Origin of the sequence: Chitinophaga sp. HK235 (assembly GCF_018255755.1) — a bacterium.
In the GTDB taxonomy this organism is placed as follows: domain Bacteria; phylum Bacteroidota; class Bacteroidia; order Chitinophagales; family Chitinophagaceae; genus Chitinophaga.
In genome coordinates this window covers 7,188,433-7,201,862 of the sequence record NZ_CP073766.1, presented here as the reverse complement: position 1 = coordinate 7,201,862, position 13,430 = coordinate 7,188,433, and the positions used below count along the sequence as shown (strand labels likewise).

Genomic DNA, 13,430 nt, shown 5'->3' with positions numbered 1-13,430 from the left:
ATTAATGACCATGAATTTTTTTGATACCGTAGGTAAAATGGCGATCGGCAGCAGGCTCCGGCTGCTGACAGACAAGATCACCGAAGACGCTGCCCAGATATACGATACCTATGCCGTAAACATGCAGCCTAAATGGTTTCCCGTATTTTATGTGCTCTCCCGGGGCGAACAAAAAACCATCACCGAAATTGCCAGGGAGATAGGGCATTCGCATGTATCGGTCAGTAAAATCGTCAGGGAAATGGCGGGTAAAGGACTGGTAAAAGAGAAAAAAGACAAAGCAGACGGGCGCAGGACTATGATCAGTTTATCCACCAAAGGTATGGACATGAATACCCGGATCGCTGATCAGTACACAGATGTAAACAATGCTATCGAAGAGCTGTCGGCCCAGGCGCAGCATGACTTGTGGAAAGCCATTGAGGAATGGGAGTTTCTGCTGGAACAGAAATCGCTGCTGCGCCGTGTTCAGGAACAACGGAAACAACGGGAAAGCCGGCAGGTAAAAATCGTTCCTTACAAACCCGCATACCGCAAGGCTTTCAGAGATCTCAACGAAGAGTGGATATCTACCTGGTTTAAAATGGAGCCTGCAGATTACAAGGCACTCGATGACCCCGAAGGTTATATCCTTCGTAAAGGCGGTCATATACTGGTAGCGCTTTACAACGACGAGCCGGTTGGTGTATGTGCCCTGATCCGTATGCAGGACCCCGACTATGACTACGAACTGGCCAAGATGGCGGTTTCTCCCCGTGTACAGGGCAAAAACATCGGTTGGCTGCTGGGCGATGCCTGTGTTCAGAAAGCCCGTTCACTGGGGGCTTCCAGGATATATCTCGAAAGCAATACCATCCTCAAACCTGCCATCAATCTGTACCATAAACTGGGATTTCAGAAAGTGGCCGGCAGAAGTACACCTTATGAACGGTGCAATATCCAGATGGAGCTGGTGTTATAGAAAACGCTGTTGTATCAGAGCCATAAAATCAGGACGAAACTTCTCACTCAGCGGAATCCGTTTGTCAGCAATATGGATATGATTGTCCAGTATCTTCTCTATCTGGCTGGTATTCACGATGTAGGAATTATGTACGCGGATAAAGGGAGCTCCCAGTTGTTCGGCGATCTCTTTCAGACGTTTGTACACCAACACTTCTTCACGGATGGTGACCACCCGTACATATTCCTTCTCTCCTTCAAAGTATAGCAGTTCGGACAAACGGATGCGCAGCAGGGTTTTGCCTGACTTCACAAAAAAGTAGTCCTGTTCAGGTTGCTCTTCTATCTTATCCAAAGTAATACCATGGCGGAAGCTGGCTTCTATCTTCTGCCGTGCTGCCAGGAAACGGGTAAGGGTGATGGGTTTCAACAGATAATCCAGCGTTTGATAGTTATAGCTGGCCGCCGCAAATTCTGAATGTGCTGTTGTAAATACGATCTTCACGTTGCTGGGCAGCAGCCCCGCTAGTTCCATGCCGTTCAGCTGCGGCATATTGATATCCAGGAATACCACATCCGCTTTATGCTGTTTCAGGCATTCCAGTGCTTCCAGCGCGTTGTAACATTTACCTATGAGCTGCCAGTTGGTTGTTTGCTGGATATGCAGTTCCAGCAGTTTAACCGCGTTGGGCTCATCATCTACAATAAGGCAGTTCAAACTCATAAGGGGACGGTTAAGGAGGCTATAAAATGGTTATTTGATTTCTCTGTCTTCAGCTCAAAATTATCTCCATACAACAATACCAGGCGTTTACGCAGATTTTCTATTCCCGATCCGCGCCCGCTGCTACTAACGGGCTGCCGGGGCATTTCATTGCAGGTGCTGAAAACAAGATGGTCGTGTTGGCATACCAGTGATATCTCAATATTATTACGGGTACTGGTTTTATCAATCCCATGCTTAAAAATATTCTCTACAAAAGTCATCAGCAGCATAGGAGGTAACTGGCAGTCATCACTGGCATCTTTGATAAAATTCAGACCAATTTCGTGCCGGATTCTGATCTTTTCGAGGGCAATATAGTTTTCAAGAAAATTTATTTCTGTAGATAATTTGACTTTGTCTTTCGGGCTTTCATCTACAAAATAACGCATGATCTCCGACAACCTTTCTATCAACAAAGCCGTGTGGGGTGCTTCACGGAAAGCTTCATAATAAATGTTGTTGAGCGTATTAAACAGAAAATGCGGCTGTACCTGCGACTTCAACAGGTTCAGTTCTGTTTGTGCATGTTGTAACAGTATCTCCTCCGTTTCCCGCTTCAATATAAAATAAGCAATGGCTATTCTCAACACATAGCCCAGCAGAAAAATGGTGAGCATACCAGACACATTACGGAGGATCTGCATGGTACTCAGCATGATAGTGGCTTCGGGCTTAGGATTAAAAAAAAGGTTGTACAGCCACATCATCAGATAGCCTCTGGTGATGCCCAGGCTCACCACAAAAGGAATGACAGCAATGATATACAGCACTTTCCTGTTTTTCAGGAACAAGCGGGGATATAAAAAACTGATATTACCATACACCACCATCGCGTAGAAGGAAGTATTCAGCAAAGCATAGGTGGCTGACTGCCCCAGGCTATCCTCCGGCAGCAAAGTAAAAAACAGCAATAGTAGCACCATCAGCCATATCAACCATTGCACCCGTACTGCAGTAGACATCTCTTTAAAAATTCGCATGGCTGAAAATACAAAGGTTTTAAAACAGTTCAGTCAAAAGTACCATGTCATCATGCTTTTACCGGCGTATTTTCAACCATTATTACTGGCTATTCAACCATCACCGGTTCATTTTCAATGATGATGATCATCCGGGAGATACCTGCCATTGATTTAAAATTCCGGGGAGATGATTGAAAACAGTTGATCTGTTGTTCCGGAAGATGAACATTTGCTATGAAACAAAACAGATCATTCAGCAATGACAATTACCTCTTTCTTCCGCCATGTATTCGTTGTATTTATTTTCCTGTTGTCTCTGCAGGCGGCCTTTGCCCAAACCGATACGATTGATCAGCGTCATCAGCCGTTGAATACCCGTCTGTTGCGGCCTGGACTGCGGCAGTACCTGGTGTATTACCAGTTTCCCAGTCAGCCGAAAATCATGGCCTTCTCGCTCTGGACCAGGGATATCAGCCAGTCCCGCCGTGGAGGCCATCCCGTATTTGAGATCCGGCAAACCTGGTACAGCGCCGACAGCAACCATTACCGCAGCGTGTATTCCGTAAACAGTGCCTCCGACTTTTCCCCGCTCTATCATACAGAAACCACCGGCCCTAAACTGAAGGCCTACAACTGGTCTGCCGACGGCATCAAAGGTGCGGACACAGTGGCCAACAATACAGCTGCCGGGTACACACTTGATTTCAACGGTCCCAATTACAACTGGAACCTGGACATCGAAACGTTTGAAATGCTGCCACTGGCCGCCGGCAAAACATTTGCCATCCGCTTTTATGACGCCGGCCTGGAACCACCGGCCTATGTCAATTACACCGTTGCCGGCAGTGAAATGCTGACCACACTCGACAATAAAAAAGTGGACTGCTGGAAACTGCATACCGAAGGCACTTCTCCACGTGGCAAATACACACAGACATTCTGGATCAGTAAAAACGGACATGAATTGCTGAAGGAAGAAGACAGTTTTAATGGTATGTTCCGCTATAAGGTGAAACTGCCAGGACTAGCGCCCAACCCTAAAAATTTAGAAATTTCCAAATTTTAAAATTTTTTTACCGACCCAAATCCTGTTTTTACCGAGGTACATATGCATTCAACTGAAAAGCCCTGTTCCTGACCTGTGATGGTTATTAGTTTTGTAACATCATTCCAAAAACAGGTATACTATGAACAAAGTAGTGGAAATAAAAGCTATCAGACAGGCCACCGAAGAAATCTACCGGTCGTTTGAAGCCCAGGATTTCAGAAGCTCCGCCGTTCATCTCACGGAGGATTGCGACTATATTACTTTTGACGGAACGCACCTGAAAGGAAAAACAGCTTATATCGAATCGCACGAACAACTCATGAACAATTTTATGTTCAGAGGCGCCAAACTGGAAGGTGAGATAGACCAGATGCGTTTTCTGAACGACCGGACGGTGGTCATGATCGCACGCGGAGCCATCCGTTTCCGCTGGCAGAAAAAAGCACCACAAAGCCGTCAGTCTATCAACACCACCCTGTGGATCAAAAACACAGAAGACCGCTGGCAGATGGCCGCATTCCATAACTGTAGAATCAGGAAACCAGGCTTATTAATAAAGTGGGTTACTAAGGTGGCCGGTTTAATTAGGGGATGACCTGAAGTGGAGATCATAACGAAGAAGAAACGGAACCAAAGAATCAAAAAGAGAAAAAAAGATAAAACAGAAGATATTACCTTCGTTGTGTTCTCCGCTTATCAGGCGCATCAGTAACATCACAAACCATCGCAGTTGCCGGCACATCAATTATTACTCTTCGCATTGGCCGCCCTTATCATGGTATTGACACCAGGGCCGAATATGATTTATCTGGTTTCCAGATCAGTGACACAGGGAAGAAATGCAGCTATGATTTCGTTGGGCGGAGTGGCGTGTGGATTATTATTTCATATTACGCTGGTATCTTTTGGTCTGACGACCATTCTGATGGCTATACCTTACGCCTATACGATCCTCAAAACTATCGGGGTGATGTATCTGCTGTACCTGGCCTGGCAGGCCGTAAAACCCGGCGGCAGACCCGTTTTTGAAAATGCCAGTGCCCTTAAATATGATAAGCCCGTGAAACTGTTCAGTATGGGATTGTTTACCAGTATGCTGAATCCCAAAATTGCGGTGTTTTACATGTCTTTCTTTCCTCAGTTTATCAAACCGGAATATGGTTCTATTCTGGTACAGAGTTTTACATTGGGTTTTATTCAGATACTGATGAGTTTTACGATCAACAGTATGATCATCTTTTCTGCAGCAAAAGTAACGCGCTGGTTCAGCGCCAACCCGAAGTGGGTGCGTGCCCAGAAATGGTTTATGGGCAGCGTTTTTGCCGGACTGGCGCTGAGGATGGCGTTAGACAAAGGCAAATAGCTTAGTCAATAAAATTTTTCTGATCAGTAGGTTTACCTGTTTCCACGTGACGGGAAGGCTGGAAATAGTCGTAGAAATATAATTTATCCTGTTCGTACAGTTTCATCTGGGGTTTCAGCCTTTCGATGTATTGTTCGAAATTCCTGGAGGCTGGTTGTGTCCAGGCAGCTTCTGCCAGGGCAGAGATACGCGGGAACAACAGGAAATCCAGCCTTTTAGGGTTGGAGATCGTTTCAGACCAGAGGCAGGCCTGTATGCCCAGTATCTGCTGTTCATGCCCGCTGGCAGCTGGTACATTACCTGCTGAAAAATCGTATACCGATTTCAGTGTATTATACTCTCCCACTTTCCATCTGCGGCCTATTTTGTGCGCGCTGTCCTGTATGAAGTCGAAATAGAGCGGCAGCCGCGGACACATCACCACTGCATATCCTTTTTCCAGCGCCAGGCGCAGATTTTCAGGTTTATCATGTCGCCACCAGCAAACGATGGTTTTGTTGACCGGCAAAGTCGCTGTGGCCACTTCATCCCAGGCCATCACCTTATTATGCAGATCAAAAACGGTATCGGCCATACGCTGGAAGAAATAATCTTCTACCTGTTTGCGGTTGTTGAATCCTTTTGTTTTCATGAGGTGTGCCACACCACTGTCTGCATCCCAGGCTTTGTTGCCGAAAGACACTTCATCGCCACCCAGGTGGATCATACCAGCAGGAAACAGGGTTGCCGTTTCTTTCAGGATATCAGCGAGGTATTGATAGGTACCTTCTTTTCCCGGATTAAAGGTGAAGGAAGGATATTTTTCGGTACCACCACCATCAAAGGCAGGATAGGCCCTGTTGGCAGCACTGGCATGTCCTGGCATATCGATCTCTGGAATCACCTGGATAAACCGTTCCTGCGCATAGGCTACAATTTCCCGGATATCTTCCTGCGTATAGAAAGTAGCTGGTGCTTTAGGGTCGGTGTGATTGCCGATGCCTCCTACTGTTGTCAGCAGCGGATATTTTTTGATTTCCAGCCGCCAGCCCGGGGCGTCGGTCAGATGCCAGTGGAAGCGGTTCAGTTTATAGAAGGCCATCCAGTCGAGGATAGACTTTACTTTTTCTTTTCCGAAGAAGAACCGGGATTCATCCAGCATGAAGCCACGCCAGGCGTAGCGGGGTGCATCGCTGATGTTCCAGCAGCCTACATGGCGGGGAGTTGCAGTGCCGGAAGTAGCTGCCAGCTGCAAGAAGGTGGTGATACCGTTGAAGACACCCTCGTTACCGGAGGCGGCAATCACCACAGAAGCCGGAGTCATCTTCAGCGTGTAAGCGTCTACGTTATCATTCTTCTTAACGCGTTGCAGGGTGATCACCGGAGGTTTGGCAATGCCCTTGCCGGAACTAACGATATCGAACCTACGCTGTAACTCCTTTCGCAGATAGGTGGCCAAAGGCTGCAGGGAAGGATCTTTTGCCTCGATCCTGATATTATCGTTGAGCACCAGCTCACCTTGTACCCTGGTATATTGTGCGGGCAAAGGAATCACCGGACATGCCTGTTGCGCTGACAACTGCAGGCAACAGGCAAAAATCAGCATTGATAAAAAGATAGTTTTCATTGTTCGGTTGATGATTTGGAATAATCAACCCACAAGATACATGCTGGATCTTTGAAAGTCTATACTTTTTTGAATACTACGATCCCGTTGTGTCCACCGAAGCCGAAAGTATTGCTGATGGCTACTTTCACTTCTTTTTCCATGGCTGTCTGCAGTACTATTTGCAGGCTGGCCGGTATCTGCGGGTCCAGGGTAGTAGTGTTGATGGTAGGTGGAATGATGCTGTCGGTAATGCTTTTCACACAGGCGATTGCTTCGATGGCACCGGCAGCTCCCAGCAGGTGGCCTGTCATGGATTTGGTGGCGCTGATATGCAGTCTGTCTGGCTGTGCCCCGAACAGGCGGGTGATAGCCGCGATTTCACTCAGATCACCTACTGGTGTGGAGGTAGCATGCGCATTGAGATAGTCTACCTCCTGCTGGTTGAGGCCAGCATCTTCCAGTGCTCCCTTCATAGCCTGGTAGGCACCCAGTCCTTCCGGGTGGGTGGCAGTCATATGGTATGCATCGGCTGTCATGGCTGCTCCGGCTACTTCTGCATAGATATGGGCGCCTCTGGCTTTTGCGTGTTCGTATTCTTCCAGTATGAGTGCAGCGGCCCCTTCTCCCATTACAAAACCATCCCGGTCTGTATCAAAAGGGCGGGAGGCTACGGCAGGATCGTTGTTTCTGGCAGACATGGCTTTCATCGCACAGAAGCCGCCTACAGATGCCGGTGTGATGGGTGCTTCAGAGCCGCCGGTGACCATCACCTTCGCCTTGCCCCAGCGGATGTAGTTAAGTGCGTCCATGATAGCCGTGTTGGAAGTAGCACAGGCAGACACTGTTGTATAGTTGATGCCCATCAGTCCGTACTTGATGGAGATCATGCCCGACGCCATATTGCTGATGAGGCGGGGAACAAAATAAGGGCTGAAGCGGGGATTATAATCACCGGTAACATACTCGGTCACCTGTTCTTCGAAGGTCTGCATGCCTCCTTGTCCGGAGCCCCAGATTACGCCGGTATCAAAAGGATTCATGGTGCTGAAGTCCAGACCAGCATCGCTGATGGCTTCTGCTGCGGCGGAGAGGGCGTATTGAGTGAAGGGATCTGTTTTACGGATCTCTGCTTTGTCGAGTGCTGCGGCAGGATCATAACCTTTCAGTTCACACGCAAATTTTGTCCGGAAGCGGGCCGCATCGAAACGGGTGATGGTGGCGGCTCCGCTGGTGCCGGCCACCAGATTGTTCCAGAAGGAAGTCACGTTATTTCCAAGCGGGGTAATGGCTCCCATCCCCGTAATGACAACTCTTTTCATGTAGGTAGTTTTTAAGCGCAAAGGTCTTCCAGCAGCTGGTGGCTGATCCGGTCGAATGTTTCCGGTCCCATGACCCTTGACAGCAATAAAGAAGATTGAAGATTGGAAATGACCAGCAGAGCTCTGTCACGTGCTGTGCCTTTAAAATGAAAGCGTTTGTTTTTCCGGCCTTGTTCCAGCAGGTGGCTTACCCACTCTACGATAGCATCTGCCATGGCCTGTATTTTTGTTTGCATGGCAGGTGTCAGTGTTTCGTAGTCCGGGGCCAGAGAGCCCATCAGGCATACGTTGCCGGCCCGGCAATGACGACGGAATACTTCGAATAAATTTGCCAGCTGCCTGTCTTCCGGCAGTTTGTTCCAGCTGGTGGTGTTGCGGGAAAAACGTTCCATCTCGTCGTCCACTACGGCGATGCCCAGGTCTGCTTTAGACGGGAAATGGTAGTGGATGGCAGCATTCTTCACTTCCAGCGGATCGGAAATATCCTTGTAGCTAAAGGCGTTGAAACCTTTTACGCGGATGAGTTTATCCGCCAGGGATACTATCTTGTCTTTTGTCTCTGACATGTGGATAGGTTAAAAATCAGCCGCAAGATACTTACTTACTAGTAAGTAATCAAAAGATTATTTTATCTCCTTGAAAAAGGGGACATTAAACATTATCTCAAAAAAAATTTGGTGAATTAAAATCAATGCTTACCTTTGCACTCCCCTGATCACAAATATCAGTTGCCCAGATGGCGAAATTGGTAGACGCACTGTGTTCAGGTCGCAGCGCCTGCAAGGGTGTGCTGGTTCGAATCCAGTTCTGGGCACTTAAAAGGAAAGATCGGAATTTCTCCGGTCTTTCCTTTTTTTATCATCCATACATCTGAAAGAGAGACTTGCGGAAGTCTTGTAGCCTGACATTTATATCCACTAATTAATCGCATGTTAGAATTCTGTCACTTCTTACGCTGATAAAGTATTGCACCTGAGTTGAATGTTCCTGTTTATGAAATAATATTTCTTTTACTATTTAAAGAAAACCAAATGTCAGTTCAAAACGCATTAAAAATAATACAGCAATACAGGGAACAGGAAGACGAAAAATTGACAAGTTTTTTGACACTTAAAGATCTCGTTGACATATCCGGCCAGGAAACTGCTCCATTTTCTATAGAGGAACTTAAAAAGGCTTTCCAGATTGATTGGGATATGCGTTGGCTTCAACACTGATCAATGAATTTTCCTTATTAACATTTTCGCATGCTGAACATTGAGACACTGAAATGCACCTATACAAATGAACAGGTGCTGGTTATTCTATTAACCCGTGCATATTTTGGCACACAGGGAATTGAAGCAACACGTGATTTTCTGGACAAAGAAGTTATTGATTGGAATTCATTTTATAAACTTATTTCGCTTAACAACATCAGGGGCTTTATTTATGACATCATTACGGTATCGCAGATAACAATCAACCCCCAAATCTACGACACGTTAAAAAAGGATGCAATGGGGATTACTTTACTGGGATCCTATCAGGCCGGCTTGTTAAGCCATTTAAAAAATAACTTCGAAAAGTCAGGCATAACAGCCATTTCATATAAAGGGCATACACTGGCTGCACGATATTACAAAGCGCCTCTTTTAAGGGAAAGCTCAGATCTGGATCTCCTAATACCTAAAGATAAGCTGTCTCAAATAAGTAAGTACCTCCTTGAAAACGGCTATGAGTCAAAATATAACATTTCAGCGCATCAGCTGCGATTCGTATTGCGCTTCCATCGGGAACTTTCCTTTAAGTCACCCAAAGACAGGATGGGGATTACTTGTTCTGTAGAGCTTCAATGGAAGCTGATTGAAAGATATCTGGGCCCTTTTCCCCGGTATGACTTCTTTGTTCAACATTTACAACGATATACAGCCGTTGACGGGACTTCGCATACTGGTTTAGCTCCTACCTATGACTTTTTATGTGTTGCCTCCCATCATTTAATCAGGGAACCCCTGCTAAAATTCAAGTATTTAATTGATTTAGCCTGTATTGTTCACGCTTCATCCGAACAGCTGAATTGGGAAGAAATAAACTTACACTTTAAGTCATACAACTTCTCGCCTCTCTTATGGTCCGGGATGCATGCTTTTGATGAGATAATCGGACTTCAGGTCCCGGTATCAAATATCCCGAAGGTGCCCTATCATTTATTTACGGCCACAGAAATGCAGACCGATAACAAAGCTCTTTATAAAAAAAATTTTTATAAAAAAATCAGGCTCATTAATTCAATGCGATCATTTCAGGAAAGGATAAAACTTACCATAAAAACGCGCTTACTTTTTTTGATACCTAATTTAAATGATCTGTCCAGGACAAATGCTCCAGCCTGGACTATCCCTTTAATTATCCCAGTAAAAATATTTAGATTTCTGACCGGGAAACGTTAAACTGATTATACTTATTCAATGCATCCAATATGGTGATAGTAGCAAAATTCATTTTTCCGTCTTTTACCACCAATGCATTTTCTCTGCTTTCGTGCTCAGTATCGTCACTATCCGGAGATCTCAATTCAGCAGAAGGATTCCAGCATCCGTGAACTTGTTGCGCATGTAGGAGGCTATTTACCATTGCTTTTACAAGGTGATGATCCTCTTTTGAGAGAGGGGAACATAATATTATTCTCAATAAAAGCGCTATCTTAAATTCATTTGGTACAAGGTACTCCAATTCTTTCCGGGCTTTATCAAGTGCCCATTTTATGGAGATATCAATTGCTTTTTTATATTTACCGGCATCTTTATTAAATAAGGCTTCTACACTTAGCGCAGTGGCATATTCGGGGCCATCCCACCAGTAACTGTACCAATATCCGGCAGTATTTTGCTGACCCAATAAGTAATCAATAGCATGTTGCCTTCCTGCCAGCGCATATGCGGCAGTAACACAGTTATGTGGTATTTGCCAACCATTAAAACATTGATCATCTGTTTTCCGCGAATTTCTTCCGAGCGGTCCATTCAGTGAATAAGTGATAATACCACCGTTTTCAGCTATATAGGTATCCATCATATCAACGCCAGGTTTCGGAAATTCATCGGAAAAACCCGCTGTATTTGCGAAGAGCCACGTCCAAATAGTGCTGTCAGCGTCCGCTGGCGTCCAAACATTATAACCCCATCCTTCATTTTCTCTATACCTGGTTTTTAATATTTTCCAGGCCCTCCCGATGGCTTCATTGGTTTTAGGGCATTTCAAACGGGCCAGATGGCAGGCAACATAAGCGGTTACCCACTCATCGCTGCTCCCTGGCGACAAATGAAAGTCCTTCCACCATCCTGACTGTAACTGACTGGAGAGCAGGTAATCAACTCCTTTACTTATGGCCTGTTTTATATCAGGCGTTGTTGTAAGCACCGGTTGCTCTTTGTTATCGCTGTTAAAAGCCAATGGCTTTTTCACCTTCCATTTACTTTCATAACCGAGATAGGCCTTTAATTCTATGTCTTTATCCGGGCAATAAGATAATTTCAGATGAGAGATCCATTTCTTTAGAAAAGTAAATTCATTCCGGGGTTTACTTAAAGATGCTATCCATAAATGTTCCGGCCAATCCTTGATTTGTCCGGGAAATATTTCTTTATCCCAGTCTAATATAGCGTCTATTTTATCTTTGTTATAATCGTTGCGTGTATTGAGTTCTTCTATAAAAAAGCGCCAATAGGTTTCTGAGAGGGGTTGTTCGTTCCAAAAACACTCAAAGCCGATTTTTGGAAAAACATCTTTCCCAATGTCAATACAGAGTGTTACCCGGTCCGCATAATTGTATACAAAGGATATCCAACGGTCAAGATCCGGTCCTGTCCAGGCGTAGCCTATTTCTCTTAAAAAAGGGGTCACCGCAGTAACGGGTAGTTTTTTGATATTTACCCGCAGCACTTCAGCATCTCTGGAAAACAAAATTCCCAGATATGCAACAAATGCCGGCTCAGGACATGCACGGAGAATCGTTTCGAAGAGACTAAAATAAGAGGGAATTTCACCCAATGTTTCTTTTAAAATAGAAAAACAAAAATCCTTCCGTTGGGTATCATTCAGCCCCGGCTGTAATTCAAAAAACAGCAATGGCGTCTCTACACCTGATGGGAGAACATCCAATTCCAGAAAAACTTCACTTATGTTTTTATGACAGGAGGATGATTTATCAGCCCAGGTTCTTAAAAAATGGAGAATCTTTTCGTTTTCCGGATTTCCGGCCAACTTATTTCGAAACCAGTTATAAACTGCAGACAGGTCATCTTCGTCTCTGCGTATGCAGAATTGCAGGTCCACCTGTTCGTGGTTGCTGAGACGACACTCCAACGCAAATCTGATAATCGGAGGAAAAAAATCTGCCGACCTTTTGAGCAATTCCAACCTGGATGGAGACAACAGGCTTTGAGAGATCGTATCCCAAAAAATTCCGGTCGCCTTTAAAAGCGAGTATTCATTAGGCACTTGTGTTCTCATTCCGGGTCTTACTTATAGTTTCAAGTATTGAATCATACACCTCCCCGATACGCATGATATTATCCGGAGGATATAAATTATAAGACGGTACAATTTCCAGTAAGGTCAGTGCCGATTGAAAGTAAAGCTTTAGATACTGCTTCGAATTAAAGCCTGGAAGTAATATTTCATCCATCAGTACAGCCAGTGCATCCGTTTTTTTTATGTTGGTGATCAGTTTTTCGGGTTCAGGTATTCTTGGATTAATAAAAAACACAGCTGCCACTTCGCGAGGAAGTACATCTACTGCAGATTCCTGTTGATGGAAATAATATTTTTGGGTGATCATATCAGATAGCGCAGTTCTTTTCCAGTCAGCAGGCAATTCGAATACGCGTTCGAGGTTTGCCTGGGGGATATTCAGCACCGATACAATATCAGGGTTAATCTTCAGGGAAGTTTCTCCCTGTGCCACCCAAAAAATATTATTCTCCTGCTGTAACATAGAATAGTCATCACACCAGATGGCATGTCCATTCAGGTGAAAATAGGTAGCCAACGTAGATTTACCAGCTCCCTTTCTACCTATAAATAAAACTACCTTATCATTGACACACATGGCAGATGCATGTAAGCAAAAACGCCCCTGTTCCTGCAAACAAAACTTGGTAATATTCCCCCGAATTAATGATTGAACAGTTTTTTCAGTGGCAGCAGATGTGAAGTGATAGCATACGTCTCTCCCTTCTGATAAAATAATGAAGCTTGCTACTGTTGTTTGATCGTTGTGATACTCAAACAGGAAACACTTCTGATTCTCAGAAGTGTTTCCTGAATAAACATCCTCGCCAAAGGTTGCCGAAGAAGAAGTGAGTTTAAGTGGATTAAACATCATTTTCTCCTTCAGTTCGACAAAGTCAGCGGAATTTAAACCTGTGAAGTTAATAGCGGAATGCAATCGTTCAAATA

Annotated in this window: 12 protein-coding genes and 1 tRNA gene; 6 read left to right on the top strand and 7 right to left on the bottom strand. The window is 45.0% G+C overall.

Translation table 11 applies throughout. The annotated features are described in order from the left end of the window. Positions 1-10: 10 nt before the first annotated feature. Complete coding sequence (locus KD145_RS27670; protein WP_212003048.1) at positions 11-961, top strand: GNAT family N-acetyltransferase; 951 nt, start codon at positions 11-13, stop codon at positions 959-961. Here KD145_RS27670 and KD145_RS27665 read toward each other — a convergent pair. After that, entirely contained in the window at positions 956-1,666 is a 711-nt protein-coding gene (locus KD145_RS27665) for a LytTR family DNA-binding domain-containing protein (protein WP_212003047.1), read from the bottom strand. The two genes, KD145_RS27670 and KD145_RS27665, sit on opposite strands and share 6 nt — an antisense overlap. Continuing rightward, complete coding sequence (locus KD145_RS27660) at positions 1,663-2,688, bottom strand: sensor histidine kinase (protein ID WP_212003046.1); 1,026 nt, start codon at positions 2,686-2,688, stop codon at positions 1,663-1,665. The genes KD145_RS27665 and KD145_RS27660 overlap by 4 nt, the downstream gene beginning before the upstream one ends. Positions 2,689-2,929: 241 nt before the next feature. Here KD145_RS27660 and KD145_RS27655 point away from each other — a divergent pair, with 241 nt between their 5' ends. The 3 genes from KD145_RS27655 to KD145_RS27645 all read left to right on the top strand — a co-directional run bounded on the left by KD145_RS27655 (position 2,930) and on the right by KD145_RS27645 (position 5,081). Then, complete coding sequence (locus tag KD145_RS27655; RefSeq protein WP_212003045.1) at positions 2,930-3,736, top strand: hypothetical protein; 807 nt, start codon at positions 2,930-2,932, stop codon at positions 3,734-3,736. 121 nt (positions 3,737-3,857) lie between these two features. Beyond that, positions 3,858-4,313, top strand: a complete 456-nt coding sequence (locus KD145_RS27650; RefSeq protein WP_212003044.1) for an SgcJ/EcaC family oxidoreductase — start codon at positions 3,858-3,860, stop codon at positions 4,311-4,313. Between the two features lie 135 nt (positions 4,314-4,448). Then, positions 4,449-5,081: a LysE family translocator gene (locus KD145_RS27645; RefSeq protein ID WP_249219589.1), complete on the top strand. Its 633-nt coding sequence runs from the start codon at positions 4,449-4,451 to the stop codon at positions 5,079-5,081. 1 nt (position 5,082) lies between these two features. On the opposite strand, the gene KD145_RS27640 is transcribed toward KD145_RS27645, so the two are convergent. From KD145_RS27640 to KD145_RS27630, 3 genes are read right to left on the bottom strand one after another with little or no spacing between them, the layout of a single operon-like run. Then, positions 5,083-6,687, bottom strand: a complete 1,605-nt coding sequence (locus KD145_RS27640; RefSeq protein WP_212003043.1) for a beta-N-acetylhexosaminidase — start codon at positions 6,685-6,687, stop codon at positions 5,083-5,085. A gap of 59 nt (positions 6,688-6,746) precedes the next feature. Beyond that, the gene (gene fabF, locus KD145_RS27635) at positions 6,747-7,988 is read right to left on the bottom strand and encodes a beta-ketoacyl-ACP synthase II (RefSeq protein WP_212003042.1); all 1,242 of its coding nucleotides are present in this window, start codon (positions 7,986-7,988) and stop codon (positions 6,747-6,749) included. Between the two features lie 11 nt (positions 7,989-7,999). After that, positions 8,000-8,554: a TetR/AcrR family transcriptional regulator gene (locus KD145_RS27630; protein ID WP_212003041.1), complete on the bottom strand. Its 555-nt coding sequence runs from the start codon at positions 8,552-8,554 to the stop codon at positions 8,000-8,002. A 164-nt stretch (positions 8,555-8,718) separates the two neighbouring features. On the opposite strand from KD145_RS27630, the gene KD145_RS27625 reads away from it, so the two are divergent. After that, a tRNA-Leu gene (locus KD145_RS27625) sits at positions 8,719-8,802 on the top strand. A gap of 433 nt (positions 8,803-9,235) precedes the next feature. After that, positions 9,236-10,420 carry a nucleotidyltransferase family protein gene (locus tag KD145_RS27620; RefSeq protein WP_212003040.1) on the top strand — a complete coding sequence of 395 codons (1,185 nt, stop codon included), beginning with the start codon at positions 9,236-9,238 and terminating at the stop codon, positions 10,418-10,420. Here KD145_RS27620 and KD145_RS27615 read toward each other — a convergent pair. Further along, positions 10,395-12,482, bottom strand: a complete 2,088-nt coding sequence (locus KD145_RS27615; protein WP_212003039.1) for a prenyltransferase/squalene oxidase repeat-containing protein — start codon at positions 12,480-12,482, stop codon at positions 10,395-10,397. The two genes, KD145_RS27620 and KD145_RS27615, sit on opposite strands and share 26 nt — an antisense overlap. Next, positions 12,463-13,419 carry a hypothetical protein gene (locus KD145_RS27610; RefSeq protein WP_212003038.1) on the bottom strand — a complete coding sequence of 319 codons (957 nt, stop codon included), beginning with the start codon at positions 13,417-13,419 and terminating at the stop codon, positions 12,463-12,465. The genes KD145_RS27615 and KD145_RS27610 overlap by 20 nt, the downstream gene beginning before the upstream one ends. Between the last annotated feature and the right edge of the window lie 11 nt (positions 13,420-13,430).